This is a genomic window from Burkholderia sp. PU8-34 (genome assembly GCF_053427725.1).
In genome coordinates this window covers 289,802-303,238 of the sequence record NZ_JBSAXC010000001.1, presented here as the reverse complement: position 1 = coordinate 303,238, position 13,437 = coordinate 289,802, and the positions used below count along the sequence as shown (strand labels likewise).

Genomic DNA, 13,437 nt, shown 5'->3' with positions numbered 1-13,437 from the left:
TGCGGCCGATGGGGCCAATGCGGCCAATGCGGCCAATGCGGCCGATGGGGCCAACGCGACCAACGCGGCCGGCCCAACGACGTTCAGCCGCGGGCGAGGCGTTTCGCGAGATCCGCGCTGAGGATCGCCATGCGCGCGGGTTTTTCGTAGCAGACGACGTCGAACGCGCGGATCACTTCGCTGATGTCGGCTTCGCTCGCGCGGCCGGTGAGCAGGTCGCCCGTCAGCACGAAGATCGGCGCGCCCGGATTGTCGGACGTGCGCACCGCCTTGATCGCGGTGGCGGCCGTGCAGTCGTCGAACAGCCACTCGGTGACGACCGCGTCGAACGCCTGGCCCTGCAGCGCGTCGACGAACGCGGTCATGCCGTCGAAAGCCGCCGTCGAGAAGCCCTGGCGTTCCAGATAGCGGCACAGTTCGGTCGAGCTGACGCGATCGGGATCGATCACCGCGACGACCAGCTTGTCGCTCTCCGCGCGGCGCGGATAGATCTCGATCTTGTGCACGTCGTACGCGTTCTGGTACAGCACGCCCGTATGGCGCAGCACGCGCCAGCGGCCGTTCTGTTCATACGCGACGAATTCGGGCCGCGCGCCGGCCTCGAGCGGCGCGCCGATCCACACGGTGCATGGAATCTCGGCGACGCCCGCGTACAGCACGGCTTCCTGCGAATACGCGCCGACCATGCCGGGGTCGAGCGTCTGCGCGCCGAACAGTTGCGCGGCGGGCTCGCCGTACGCTTCGGCGACTTTCTTGATCTGTGCGAGCGTCCACGGGCTGCTGCCGCGCAGCTTGCGGTGGCCCTGCGAAAAACTGAGATCGAGGATTCGGCACAGCTCGGTGGTCTGCTGGCGCTTGCCGATGCCGTTGCGGGTCATCAGTTCGCGCACGCGCTCGGCGACCGCGAGGGAGTCCGTGGTGATTGCTTCAATGGTCATGCTACGGGAGCGGATCGGGTCGAATGACGTTCAGAACGACGCCTTGCGGCGTAATCGGCGGACAATCTCGATGACGTCCAGCGGCGAGCCGACCGGCCACGCGCGGAAAAGATAACTTTACCGCAAAATGGCATCGGTTCCCCGTAGTGAAACATGCGATTGTGTGAAAGGTGTTTCGCAACGTAACCATGTATCGGCGCATATTTCGCGCATTGCTGACCAATAAGAAATAATGACGACAACCTATCCTCTTCACGACACGCTGACCGATGCCGATGCGACATTTCCGGCTGAAGCCGACGTCGTGATCGCGGGCGCCGGCATCATGGGCTGCGCGGCCGCGTACTACCTGGGCCTGCGCGGCCTGAAGGCCGTCGTGCTCGACAAGTCGCGGCTCGCCGGGCAGCAGTCCACGCGCGCATGGGGCTTTGTGCGCCAGCAAGGGCGCGAGTCACCGGAAGTGCCGTTGATGATGGCCGGCATGCGGATCTGGGAAGGGTTAGAGGAAGCCCTCGGTTTTGATCTCGAATGGCGTCAGGGCGGCTGCCTCTATATTGCGGACAACGAAACGGACTGGGCGTCGTTCCAGGCGTGGCTCGATGTCGCACGTGCACACGGGCTCGACACGCGCACGCTGACGCGCGCGCAGATCGACGCGCACGTCAGCGGCCTTGCCGCGCCGGCGCTCGGCGGTCTCTATACGCCGAGCGACGGGCAGGCCGAGCCGCGGCGCGTCGCCGCCGCATTTGCGGCGCGTGCGACGGAAGCGGGCGCGCGCTTTTTCGAAGGCTGCGGCGTGACCGCGATCGAGACGGCGGGCGGCGTGGTCGTCGGCGTCGCAACCGAGCGCGGCACGATCCGGACGTCGCGCGTGATCTGCGCGGCCGGCGCGACGAGCAGCCGGCTGCTCGACGGCGTCGGCATCCGGCTGCCGCAGCAGGCCGTGCGCGGCACCTGCATGCGCACCAACGTGCTGCCGCCCGTCTCCGCGTCGACGATCTGGGGCCATGGCCTCGGGATCCGCCAGCGCAGGAGCGGCGCGATCAATCTCGCCGACGACATGCAGGCCGACATCGACCTGACGCTCGGCCATCTGCGCGGGCTGAGCCTGTTCTGGCCGGAGTTCTGGTCGCAGCGCGAGAAATTCCGGCTCCACCTGAACGGCGCCGCGTGGCGCGATGCGATTGCGCGTCTGAACGGCGGGCCCGGGCCGATCGAGCCGCGCGATCCGCAGCCGCAGGCGAATTGCGCGCACGCGCCGCGCGCGCTCGCGAAGCTGAAGGCGATCTTTCCCGCGCTGAAGGATGCGCAGATCGTCGAGGCGTGGGCGGGGCTGATCGACGTGCTGCCCGACGGCATCCCGGTGATCGACGCGCCCGGCCCGCCGTCGGGGCTCGCGATCGCGACGGGCTTCTGCGGTCACGGCTTCGCGATGGGGCCGATCGTCGGCCGGCTGCTCGCCGAATGGATCGATACCGGCGCGCCGTCGCTCGACCTGTCGGCGTTCCGGGCGGCGCGTTTTACCGACGGGACGATGGTGCGTCCGCGCAGCATGCTGTGACGTCGCGATGCGGCAGGCGCCGCATCGGCTAACGCATCCGCTGCACGTGTCCGTGCCACGGGCCTGTTACACGCGTCCGTTGCACGCGGCCATCGTAGAATCCACCCAGCATCCTTCAGGAGAATCCCCCGTTGGCCTCGCCATCCGCTCAACGCCGGTCATTGCGTTCCCGCCTGCGGCGCGTCGGCAATCCGTGGCAGGCGCCGCGCAGGCGCACGCTGTTCACGCGTCCCGCCACGTCGCCGCGGCGCACGCTGCTCGTCCGTCTGTGCCTCGTCGTGTTCCTGTGCGCGCTCGCGTTCTTCGTGCTGTATCTCGATCGCGACGGACTCCGCGATTCGACGAAGAGCACGCCGATGAACATCGCCGACCTCGTCTATTTCACGATGGTCACGGTCGCGACGGTCGGCTACGGCGACATCGTGCCCGTCACCGCGCGGGCACGCCTGATCGATGCGTTCTTCATCGTGCCGATCCGCATCGGCATCTGGTTCATTTTCCTGGGCACGGCGTATCAGTTCGTGATCCAGCGTGTTGTCGAGGAATTCCGCATGAAACGCCTGCAAAAGCAACTGACCGATCACATCGTCGTGTGCGGCTACGGCCTGTCCGGTTCGATCGCCGTGCGCGAGCTGCTCGAGAGCGGCGTCGATCCGGCGACGGTGATCGTGATCGACGCGCAGCAGCAGGCACTCGAGGCGGCGACCGCGCTCGGCGTGACGGGGCTGCTCGGCGATCCCGCGCACGAGGATCTGCTGCAGCAGGCGCAGGTGCGCGCCGCGAAGGCGGTGATCATCTCGGTGACCGACGATCCGACCGCGATCCTGCTGACGCTGTCGGTGCGCAGCATCGCGCCCGACACGAAGATCGTCGTGCGCATCCAGGAGAACCTGTATCAGCGGCAATTGCGGCAGGCGGGCGCGGACGTGATCGTGTCGTCGACGAAGATCGGCGCGTTGCTGCTCGCAGACGCGGTTCATAGCCGCTACATCGTGCCGTTCGTCAACGACATGCTGTCGACCCGCGGACGCGCGACGCTGCTCGAGCGGCCGGCGATGAAGCACGAGATCGGCTGCATGACGAACGTCGTGCCGGGCGCGATCGTCGTCGGGCTCGATCGCTGCGGCAAGATCCATTCGTTCTATGAGGATCCGCCGTGCCGGATCGAGGCCGGCGACACGCTCGTCGTGATCCAGTCGGCGCGGATTCCCGATCCGGACGCGTGAGAATCGACTCCGCGCAGGGTCATGCTATTGCGACCCCGACGCACGTGAAGAGCCGGTAAGCTTGCGACAGGGGGTTTGCGCGTACCGTGTTCATCCGCCGACAGCGATCGGTTGTTGCGTCGCGATGGATTTTGACTGAGCGCAATCGTGCCCTCAGGTCGCTGCGTTGACTGACGAAAGTGAAGTGTTCCGTCAGTCTGGCCCGCGGGCGGACAAGAACGGACAGAACGGGCGCCGATCAACACGCGTGGAGCGTCGAGCATGTCACGCTTTCCCTATCGTGAACGGTTGCGGCAGGTAGGCATTCGATCGATCCGGCTGACCACCGGCCTGGTCGTGTTCACCTACGTCGGCACGCACCTCGTGAATCACGCGCTGGGGAATGTCTCGCTCGCCTGGATGGAGCGTGATCTGCTCGTACAAAAGTTCGTCTGGCAGGGATGGCTCGGTACGACCGTGCTGTACAGCGCGCTGGTGACGCATTTCTTCCTCGGCCTGTGGGCGCTGTATGAGCGGCGCTCGTTGCACTGGACGCCGGCTGAGCTGTCGCAACTCGTGCTTGGCCTGTGCATCCCGCCGCTGCTGGCCAACCATCTTGTGAATACGCGAATCGCCTTTGCCGAGTTCGGTCTGAACAAAGGTTATGCACAGCTGCTTTACTCGTTCTCGAACGATTCGCCGTTCTTCAGCCGTGTGCAGTTGACGTTGTTGGTGGTCGCGTGGCTGCATGGATGCTACGGCGTCTGGTTCTGGCTGCGCTTGAAGCCCTGGTTCGCGGCATGGCGCAGCGTGCTGCTGAGCGCTGCCGTTCTGCTCCCGGTGCTCGCGCTGCTCGGCTTCCTGCAGGGCGGACGGGAAGTCGCCGTGCTCGCGCGAGATCCCGTCTGGCGTGCGGCGGCGACCGAACCGGCGAAGGTCGGCACCGGATCGCAGAATCGATGGCTCGCCGGGCTGCGCAACGACTTCTTGATCTTCGATGGCGGGGCGCTGTTGCTGGTGCTTGGCGCACGGCTGTCGCGCGCGATCCGCGAACGCCGCGGCGGGCGGCTTCGCATCCGGTACCCGGATGGGCGACAGGTATTTGTACCGCTCGGGTTCTCGGTGCTCGAGGCGAGCCGCATGGCTGGCGTTCCCCATGCCAGCAGTTGCGGCGGGCGCGCCCGATGTACGTTGTGCCGGGTGCGCGTACTCAGCGATCTGCCGCTGCCCGAGCCTGGCGAGGCCGAGCGCCGCGTGCTGGAACGACTCGGCGCCGACTTGCAGACCGTACGCCTCGCGTGCCAGTTGCGGCCGACCCACGATCTGTCGGTGTGGCCGCTGGTGCCGCCGGCCGCATCCGCCGCGTTCCTGCAGCGGCGGCAGCGGGACGTCATGCCGCAGGAGCGCTTCGCGGCGTTCATGTTCGTGGACATGCGGGATTCCACGAACCTTGCGGCGGCGCAGCTGCCATTCGACAGCCTGTTCGTGGTCAGCCGCTTCCTGAGTGCGGTCAGCTCCGCGGTGGTCCAGGCCGGCGGTCTGCCGAACCAGTTCGTGGGGGACGCAGTGCTCGCGATCTTCGGCCTGAACAGCGAGCCGGCCGCCGCCTGCCGCCAGGCGCTCGATGCGGTGCCGCTGGTGGCGGCCAATATCGACGCGCTGAACACCGCGCTCGAGCAGCAGCTGAAAGCGAAGATCCGGTTCGGCATCGGATTGCATTGCGGCCGCGCGGTCATGGGCGAGATCGGGTTTCGCGACCATGTCACCTTCACCGCAATCGGCGACCCGTTGAACGTGGCGTCGCGACTCGAGCAATTGACCAAGGAGGTTGCCTGCGAGGCGATCGTTTCGGACCTGGTCTTCGAGCATGCCGGCGTTTCGGCCGCCGGCCTGCCGCAGCTGGCCGCACGCGTGAGAGGCCGCGATGATCCGGTACCCGTGCGCGTGCTGTCCAGCGCGGCGCAAATGCCTCGAGACTGAGTCCGCTCGCGACGCCGTCCTGCCGGGTAGCGTCGCTGACGCGCCCGAGCCGGAAATCCATTGGCCCGCCCATCCACGGCCAGATGAACTCAATGTCCGGAATAGATCGAGCGAGCGGGCCCGCTCGCCATGGGTTTCCCGGCTTCAGACGCGCCGTGCTCCGGCGTTCCGCCCATCGAGGTGGCTGCCACTTGCGGGTCGCCGCCGGCAGCGTCTTGAGCTGCCACTTTTGCCTCTGCGGCCTGGATGTCGTCAGGATAGGTCACATCGTTGCTGGCCGCCGGATTGTAGCCGGCTCGTTCGAGCCGGATGAGATCGGCGCGTACCTGTGCCCGGGTGAGCGGCGCGGACACGGACTGCGCAAGAGTCGATGTGGAAACGGCGATGGCACCGAGCGTCAGTGCCAACAGGGCGATCTTTTTCATGGTTTGTACTCCTTTCAACAGGAAACCCGGTCTTCCGGGGAACTGCGACACACAGTGACGCGGAGGCTCAAGAGCCGGAATAGACGTTGCAGAAGCTGACCGGCCCGACGCAGGCCGTCGGATCCGACGGAGACGTTTGTCGCTTGGCGCGACCGGTATCGCTGGTGCCCGTCATGGCGGCTCCCACGCCGCTGTCGCTGCTTTTCTGCTTGAGCGTGGCGACTTGCTGCTCGAAGATCGGCGCAACGACGGGATACGATGTGTCTGTTATGAAGTTCAGGCCGTTGCGCTGAGCTTCGACCAGTTCCTGGCGCACCTGCGCCCGGGTCTTTTCCTGAGCTGGCGCGCTGATGGCAATGCCCGCTCCGGCGAACAGAATAAGGGAAGCAATCATGGTTCGCTTGTTCACTTTGGACTCCGATATAAATAACGAGAAGGTGATCATTCTGAAACGAGTGGCGCGCGGAAAACCCGACCGAACTCCATCGGATTGCACGCGTCGGCGTGAGGGAACCGAAACGCTGCAGTCGTCATCCGGCGTGCTCACACGGCGGTATACCCGGAACGGACGTCACTTATTCCCGCTGCTTCCATGAGGTTGGACAAAACAGGTGCGACGAACGTCGTCGGGCGCGAAAGTCTTGCGCAGGACGTCGCACATCGCTGGAATAAATTGGCTCGCCCTCCGGTATTTCGATCACGCGCCGTTGACGCGGGGGGAGACGCAGATGGACGACGAGGGGAAGCAGGCCGGGGAAAATCCGTGCGAATCGCAGCGAGATCTCGCGAGCAAACTCAAGGCTGGTGAGGAATCGCGGCCATCTTCGACCCGGGATGGCACCGGCATGCATTGGCTGGCGCGAAGCGGAGCACTGCGCGCCATCGGGCCCGCGAATGACCAAATTGCCGGAACACCGGCATTGGAGCGTGCCGGGATGCGACAGGCCGCACGAACGCTGCAACTCAGTTCGGGCGTCGTGCTGTGGCTATACATTTCCATTCACATGGTCAATCACGCGCTCGGCATCTGGTCGACCGATATCGCGGAGCGCGCGCTGACCCTGGCGATCGGGCTCTGGCAAAGCCTGCCCGGGACGATCGTGCTATACGGTGCGGCCGGCCTGCATTTCGCGCTGGCGATCCGCACCATATACAGCCGACGGCATTGGGCGCTGCCTCCCGCCGAATGGCTCCGCCTCTGGGCGGGACTCAGCCTGCCGATGCTGTTGATACGCCATGTCGTAGGCACGCGCGTCGCTACGTCGTTTTACGGCTTCGAACCGAATTACGAACGGGTCATCGTGTCGCTGCTCACGAGCGGCACGCAGGGCCTGCAGATCGCACTGCTCGCACCAGGGTGGGTGCATGGCAGTCTGGGGCTATGGTTTCATCTGCGCCGCCATGCGCTTCTGCGTCGCGCGAAGTTTGTGTTGCTGGCCGTGCTTGTTCTCTTGCCCGTGTTGTCGGCGGCGGGATTCGTTCAGATGGCGCGGGCGATCGTGCCGGGACATCTCGCCGTGCCGGCACCCGATGCGGTGCTGGTCGCGCACCGCACCGCGCTCGACAGTTGGCGGCATTTGCTCGTCATCGGCTACCTGTCGCTGATTGCGACTGCGTTTGCGGGAGGGCAATTGCGAAACCGGATTTTCAGGGGCGACGCGCACGATGTTCCCAGCGCGCAGCGGTGAGCTGACTCATGACCCTGAACGTGCACTCGACACGCCACCGCACGGAAATGGCCGACACTGCACGGCACACGGCCGCGTCGGCCCGAACGCTTGCTTCACGCACTCGAGCGTGTCCCGGAGCGCGTGCCCGATCAATCCGCTCGTCAGGTCGGACGCCGAGCCGCCAACCGATTCCAGAGCATTCCGGATCGATTGCCGCTTCGGCAATAGGCGAGAACAGGCTTCGGCAATGCGTCGACCAATGCGCCAAAGGCGTCGACTTCCGCGTCGCCGATATGACCGGAATCGACGGGAAGATAGCGCGCGTCGAGCCCCAATTGGCGGGCAGCGGCAGCAATCTCCTCGAAGGCCGGCTGATCTGCGCTTTCCCCATCGGGGCGGTTGCAGATCACCGAGCGGAAACCGGCGTTGTAAATGGCTTTCAGGTCATCCGGCATGATCTGGCGCGACGCGGCAAAACCGTTCGATGCGGTCGACCGGCATTGCTCGATCGCTCGTCGGAAACACGAAATCGCGAAGTCGATGTCCTGTTGCGTCGTGAAGCGTCCAACGCTGATGCGGACGGTGCGGTTGGCCGAATCCGCATCAAGACCGATTGCCGTGAGGACGTGGGACGGCGTGCCGGCGGCCGAGTTGCAGGCGGATGTCGATGACACGGCGAGCGCGTCGCCAAGCATGAACGGGAAGAAACCGGGTGCGGTCACGGTAAAGCTCAACGTATGCGGGATGCGTCGCGCCGCGTGCGCGTTCTGCATGACGTCTCCGAGCGCGAGCACCGAGTCTCGCAAACGCGCGCTGAGCGCGGCAATCCGTGCCGTGTCGGTCCCGAATTCAGCGGCTGCCAGCTCGCACGCGGTTCCCATCCCGACGATCTGATGCGTCGCGAGCGTACCCGACCGCAACCCCTGCTCGTGTCCGCCACCGTGCATTTGAGGTGCGATTCTGTGTGCGATTTCGCGACGTACGAACAGCGCGCCGATCCCCTTGGGGCCATAGACCTTGTGCGCGGACATCGACATCATGTCGATTCCCAGCGCGCGGACATCGATCGGGGTCTTGCCGAGCGCCTGCGCCGCGTCGACGTGGAGAAGTGCACCGGCGGCGTGCACGATTCGAGCGATCTCGCCGATGTCCGTGAGTGTGCCAATCTCGTTGTTCACGAGCATCAGCGACACAAGGCCGGTGTCGGGGCCAATCGCCGCCGCTACGGCGTCGGGCGTAATTTCGCCATCGCGCGTCGGCGTGAGGTACGAAACCGATAAACCGCGCTGCGACAGGCTCGCCATCGTGTCAAGGATGGCCTTATGTTCGATGCGGCTCGTAATCAGATGGCGTTTCTCGATTGCGGCATCCGCGTAGCCTTTGAGCGCCAGGTTGTTGGATTCCGTGGCGCCTGACGTCCAGACGATTTCGTCCGCATTCGCGCCGATCAGCGCCGCAACCTGTTCGCGTGCGCGTTCCACCTTGGCGCGCGCCTGCCTGCCCGCGACATGCGAGTTCGACGCCGGATTGCCGAACACGCCGTCGACACCGAGGCATGCGGCCATCGATTCAATCACCCGCGGATCTGCCGGCGTAGTCGCCGCGTAGTCGAGGTAATGCAATGTGTTGTTCTCGCTCATATCCTTTACTTGCCACTCTGCAATGCAAGAAATGATACGGCGGGCAGTCAGGAATAAGGATCCAAACTTGGCTGAGTATTGCGCCCTTTATAGAATAATTTTCTCTCGCCAGAGGCTGTCCCAGGTTCCGTCCGGGCTTGTGCCGGCGACACCGGCGACCTGAATGACATGAGCCGCGCCCCGTGGCTCGCGTTCAACGGTTTTGGTCGTCATGCCCCTGCGTTCCGGCCTACTTCACGCACTCGAGCGTGTACTTGAGCGCCTGGCCGATCAGGCCGCGCCACACGTCCCATGTATGCCCGCCGTCGACGATGCGCAGCTCGGCAGGGTTCTGCGCGCGGCGCAGCTGCGTGTACAGCACGCTCGATTCGGCCTGGATCGTCAGGTCGTCGTCGCCGGCGGCAATGAACATCGGCACGCGCCAGCTCCGCGCGAAATAGCCGCGCATCAGCGCCGGGTAGTTGAGTTCGTGCCAGACGCGCGGCTCGAACTGCTTGTCGCCGAACACGCCGACATAGCGGGCCGCCGAGTTCAGCGGCGGCTCGGTCGCGTAGATCGCGGGGCTCAGCAGCATCGCGCCGCAGAACAGGCCCGGTTCGAGCAGCGTGAAGCGCAGCGCGCCGAAACCGCCCATCGACACGCCGCCGATCGCGCGCCCCGCACGCTGGTTCGACACCGCGAAGTGCGCCTCGACGTCCGGCAGCAGGTCGTTGAGGAACGCGCTCTGCATCCGCTCCTTGCGGTCGACATACCAGTCGGTGCCGCCTTGCGGCATCACGATGACGACGGGCGGGATGTCGTGCCGCTCGATCAGCGCATCCGCGGTGGCCTGCAGGTGGCCCTGCGTGACCCAGTCGTTCGCGTTGCCCGCATTGCCGTGCAGCAGGTACAGCACCGGGTAGCGCGCGCCTTCCGGGTTGTAGCGGGGCGGCAGGTAGACCGTGTACGACCAGTCGCGCTGCAGCGACGCCGAATGGAACGTGCGCATCACGACGCTGCTGTCGTCGTTGATCGGTGCTGCCTGGACCGCCGGGGCGGGCTGGCTGGATTCGGCGGATTGGGCGAAGCCGACGGTCAGTGCGGCGGCGAGCGGGAGAATGAATCGGCGCATGGCGAGCGGGTGGAGGATAGTCGCTGCCTATCGTAGCAGCGGCGAATGACGTCCGTGCGGTGGTTTATCGTCGCGTGCGGAACGGCAGCCGGGACAGCAGCGGCGCGTACAGCTTCGCGACGAGATACAGCAGGCCCGTCGCGACGACGTCGGCGGTCAGCCCGAGCGGCACGTCGAGGTAGCCTTCGGTTGCCTGGTACAGCACCGAATCGACCGCGAGCGAGATGCAGGTGCCCGCGACGAAGCACAGCAGGCCCTGTCGTCCGATCGTGCCGACCCACGGCATCGCATGCGCGACCTTCTTCATCCAGCCGAGGTGGACGAGCTTGGCCGCGAGCCATGCGATCGCGAGGAAGTTCGCGAGCCGCAGCGCGCCGAGGTTCTGCTTGATCGACGGATCGGTCGGGAACGGCTCGATGCGCAGCCGGTAGTACGCGCCCGCGGCGACGATCGCGAGCGCCGCGGCAGTCAGCAGCCAGCCCTGCGGCTTCGGCGCGAGCGTCTGGTAGACGGGCTGGCAGCGCGAGATCACGCCGAGCACGAACAGGAACTGCCACGCGAACGGGTTGAAATCCCACGGCACGCCTTCGACGGTCGGCAGGTAGCCGGCAACACGCGGCGCCGCGAACCACAGCGACGCGCTGAACGCGAGCATCAGCCACGGCTGGCTGCGCGCAAGCGGCAGCGCAAGCGGGACGAGCAGCGCGAAGAACGCGTACATCGGCAGCACCGACGCGAGATAAGGCTGGCGCCGGAACAGCAGGATGTCGCGCAGCGCGGCGAGCGGCCTTTGGATCAGCCCGTCGAGATCGTTGGTCGGCATGTTCGGGCCGTCGATCGCGAACGCGTTCAGCACGGCGGTGATCAGCAGCATCAGGCCGGCCGTCACGAGGAACGCGCGATAGATCTCGAACGCGCGCCGGATGAAACGCTGGCGCGCGGCAGCCTCGTCGTGGCGCTCGGCGAGCGAGTTGTACGCGATTGCGGTCGCGAAGCCGCCGAGGAACACGAACACTTCGGCCGCATCGCACAGCGCGTACGCGTGCAGCGTGACGCGCGACAGGATGCTGCCGCCGATGTGGTCGACGACGATGACGAGCAGGACGAGGCCGCGGAAGAAATCGAGTTCGGCGTAGCGGCCGGAGCCGGGCTTGGCGGCGGCGGTCATCGGCCGGACTCCGGGGACGGCGCGCCGATCGCGCGGCAGGCACATGCCGCGCGGTAATCGGGGTGAAGCATGACTTCGTGAAGAAATGTGACGAACAGATGTGCATTGTGCCATCGAAGCGCCGGTTTCCGGGTTTACGCGGATGGCATGCCGGCCGCCCGCGGCCCGCAAGGCCCGCCTGTCAATCGGCACAATGGGGCCAGTTGGAAGGGCGCAACGCTTTCCGCGACGGGCTGTCGCCCGGATGGACGTTTGTTTTGCGACGTGACACCATTTTGACCATTGCGCGGCGTGCCACCCCGCGCTGCCCGCCGAGCGGGCCATGCAAAAAGACAGACAAAACACTCGCCCGGTGCACCACATGCAGCGCCCGGCATCCCGGTTCTGGAGATACGACATGAACAAGCGCGTGATTGTTGCCGCCACGCTCGCCGTCTTTGCCGCGCCGGTGTTTGCGCAAAACAGCGTGACGCTGTACGGCCTGATCGACGAAGGCTTCAACTACACGAACAACGTCAACGTGAACGGGGTCGGCAAGACCAACTACCAGCTCGCGAGCGGCTATGCGCAGGGCAGCCGCTGGGGCCTGCGCGGCGCCGAGGACCTGGGCGGCGGCCTGAAAGCGATCTTCACGCTGGAAAACGGCTTCGACGTGAACAACGGCCGGCTCGGCCAGGGCGGCCGCATGTTCGGCCGCCAGGCGTTCGTCGGCCTGACCGAATCGCGCTTCGGCACGCTGACGTTCGGCCGCCAGTACGATGCCGTCGTCGACTATCTCGCGCCGCTGACCGCGAACGGCAACTGGGGCGGCACGCTGTTCTCGCATCCGTTCGACAACGACAACACGGACAACTCGTTCCGCGTCAACAACACGGTCAAGTATGCGAGCCCGGACTGGAACGGCCTGACGCTCGGCGGCACGTACAGCTTCAGCAACAGCACGGGCTTCTCGAACAACCGCCAGTACAGCATCGGCGCGCAGTATTCGCTCGCCGGGCTGCAGGTCGCGGCAGCCTACCTGCAGGCGAACAATCCGGGCATCGGCAACGCGGGCGCGATCGCGGCCGACGACGCGAACTTCGTCGCCGACCGCCTGCGCATCTTCGGCGGCGGCATCAACTACACGTTCGGCCCGGCTACGGTCGGTTTCGTCTACACGAAGACCGACGTGAAGAACCCCGTGTCGACCGTCTACCTGCCGGCGTCGACGTTCGCGGGCCTCGGCCTGTCCGCGACGAAGTTCCAGAACTTCGAGGTCAACGGCAAGTACCAGCTCACGCCCGATTTCTATCTCGGCGCGCAGTATGTGTTCACGGACGGCAAGTTCGACGCCGCGACCGGCTCGATCAAGCCGAAGTACCACACCGTCGGCCTGATGGCCGACTACAGCCTGTCGAAACGCACCGACGTGTACCTGCAGGGCGCGTGGCAGAAGGTGGCCGGCGACAAGACCGGCACGGCCGCCGACGGCGGCTACGTGGTCGGCACCGACGGCCCGTCGTCGTCGGCGAACCAGTTCGCGGTGCGCGCGGCGATCCGCCACAAGTTCTGAGGCCCGAAGGCGGTACGCGCGACGTCGCGTGCCAGCGCCATTCCGGATACGGGGGCGATCGCGCCCGATCATCCCGCTTCGCGGTGCGCGCGGTGATCCGCCACAAGTTCTGAGGTCCGAAGGCGGCACGCGCGATGTCGCGTGCCGCACGCCAATCCGGATACGGGTTGCGATCGCGTCCGATCAT

At 65.8% G+C, this 13,437-nt stretch carries 11 protein-coding genes; 5 read left to right on the top strand and 6 right to left on the bottom strand.

The features are described from left to right. Nucleotides 1-83 precede the first annotated feature (83 nt). The gene (locus tag ACV22Z_RS01275) at nt 84-938 is read right to left on the bottom strand and encodes a helix-turn-helix domain-containing protein (protein ID WP_448074509.1); all 855 of its coding nucleotides are present in this window, start codon (nt 936-938) and stop codon (nt 84-86) included. 232 nt (nt 939-1,170) lie between these two features. Between ACV22Z_RS01275 and ACV22Z_RS01270 the strand changes: the two genes are divergently transcribed. The 3 genes from ACV22Z_RS01270 to ACV22Z_RS01260 all read left to right on the top strand — a co-directional run bounded on the left by ACV22Z_RS01270 (nt 1,171) and on the right by ACV22Z_RS01260 (nt 5,684). Continuing rightward, entirely contained in the window at nt 1,171-2,499 is a 1,329-nt protein-coding gene (locus ACV22Z_RS01270; protein WP_448074508.1) for an NAD(P)/FAD-dependent oxidoreductase, read from the top strand. A gap of 131 nt (nt 2,500-2,630) precedes the next feature. Continuing rightward, nucleotides 2,631-3,725 carry a potassium channel family protein gene (locus tag ACV22Z_RS01265; protein ID WP_448074507.1) on the top strand — a complete coding sequence of 365 codons (1,095 nt, stop codon included), beginning with the start codon at nt 2,631-2,633 and terminating at the stop codon, nt 3,723-3,725. Between the two features lie 261 nt (nt 3,726-3,986). Beyond that, nucleotides 3,987-5,684 carry an adenylate/guanylate cyclase domain-containing protein gene (locus ACV22Z_RS01260; protein WP_448074506.1) on the top strand — a complete coding sequence of 566 codons (1,698 nt, stop codon included), beginning with the start codon at nt 3,987-3,989 and terminating at the stop codon, nt 5,682-5,684. 89 nt (nt 5,685-5,773) lie between these two features. On the opposite strand, the gene ACV22Z_RS01255 is transcribed toward ACV22Z_RS01260, so the two are convergent. After that, entirely contained in the window at nt 5,774-6,109 is a 336-nt protein-coding gene (locus ACV22Z_RS01255) for a DUF4148 domain-containing protein (RefSeq protein WP_448074505.1), read from the bottom strand. A gap of 67 nt (nt 6,110-6,176) precedes the next feature. Then, entirely contained in the window at nt 6,177-6,518 is a 342-nt protein-coding gene (locus ACV22Z_RS01250; RefSeq protein ID WP_448074504.1) for a DUF4148 domain-containing protein, read from the bottom strand. Between the two features lie 319 nt (nt 6,519-6,837). Between ACV22Z_RS01250 and ACV22Z_RS01245 the strand changes: the two genes are divergently transcribed. Next, entirely contained in the window at nt 6,838-7,797 is a 960-nt protein-coding gene (locus tag ACV22Z_RS01245) for a hypothetical protein (RefSeq protein WP_448074503.1), read from the top strand. Between the two features lie 143 nt (nt 7,798-7,940). On the opposite strand, the gene ACV22Z_RS01240 is transcribed toward ACV22Z_RS01245, so the two are convergent. The 3 genes from ACV22Z_RS01240 to ACV22Z_RS01230 all read right to left on the bottom strand — a co-directional run bounded on the left by ACV22Z_RS01240 (nt 7,941) and on the right by ACV22Z_RS01230 (nt 11,698). Further along, complete coding sequence (locus ACV22Z_RS01240) at nt 7,941-9,419, bottom strand: aminotransferase class V-fold PLP-dependent enzyme (protein ID WP_448074502.1); 1,479 nt, start codon at nt 9,417-9,419, stop codon at nt 7,941-7,943. 229 nt (nt 9,420-9,648) lie between these two features. After that, the gene (locus ACV22Z_RS01235; protein ID WP_448074501.1) at nt 9,649-10,530 is read right to left on the bottom strand and encodes an alpha/beta hydrolase; all 882 of its coding nucleotides are present in this window, start codon (nt 10,528-10,530) and stop codon (nt 9,649-9,651) included. A gap of 64 nt (nt 10,531-10,594) precedes the next feature. Next, nucleotides 10,595-11,698 (bottom strand): OpgC domain-containing protein, encoded by a 1,104-nt coding sequence (locus ACV22Z_RS01230; RefSeq protein WP_448074500.1) that lies wholly within the window; start codon nt 11,696-11,698, stop codon nt 10,595-10,597. Between the two features lie 397 nt (nt 11,699-12,095). Here ACV22Z_RS01230 and ACV22Z_RS01225 point away from each other — a divergent pair, with 397 nt between their 5' ends. Continuing rightward, the gene (locus ACV22Z_RS01225) at nt 12,096-13,250 is read left to right on the top strand and encodes a porin (protein ID WP_448074499.1); all 1,155 of its coding nucleotides are present in this window, start codon (nt 12,096-12,098) and stop codon (nt 13,248-13,250) included. Nucleotides 13,251-13,437: the final 187 nt, after the last annotated feature.

What these genes read in the sequence shown, in the direction of transcription:
- ACV22Z_RS01275 (WP_448074509.1), bottom strand. Translation starts at nt 938, where the DNA reads ATGACCATTGAAGCAATCACCACGGACTCCCTCGCGGTCGCCGAGCGC.
- ACV22Z_RS01270 (WP_448074508.1), top strand. Translation starts at nt 1,171, where the DNA reads ATGACGACAACCTATCCTCTTCACGACACGCTGACCGATGCCGATGCG.
- ACV22Z_RS01260 (WP_448074506.1), top strand. Translation starts at nt 3,987, where the DNA reads ATGTCACGCTTTCCCTATCGTGAACGGTTGCGGCAGGTAGGCATTCGA.
- ACV22Z_RS01255 (WP_448074505.1), bottom strand. Translation starts at nt 6,109, where the DNA reads ATGAAAAAGATCGCCCTGTTGGCACTGACGCTCGGTGCCATCGCCGTT.
- ACV22Z_RS01245 (WP_448074503.1), top strand. Translation starts at nt 6,838, where the DNA reads ATGGACGACGAGGGGAAGCAGGCCGGGGAAAATCCGTGCGAATCGCAG.
- ACV22Z_RS01240 (WP_448074502.1), bottom strand. Translation starts at nt 9,419, where the DNA reads ATGAGCGAGAACAACACATTGCATTACCTCGACTACGCGGCGACTACG.
- ACV22Z_RS01235 (WP_448074501.1), bottom strand. Translation starts at nt 10,530, where the DNA reads ATGCGCCGATTCATTCTCCCGCTCGCCGCCGCACTGACCGTCGGCTTC.
- ACV22Z_RS01230 (WP_448074500.1), bottom strand. Translation starts at nt 11,698, where the DNA reads ATGACCGCCGCCGCCAAGCCCGGCTCCGGCCGCTACGCCGAACTCGAT.
- ACV22Z_RS01225 (WP_448074499.1), top strand. Translation starts at nt 12,096, where the DNA reads ATGAACAAGCGCGTGATTGTTGCCGCCACGCTCGCCGTCTTTGCCGCG.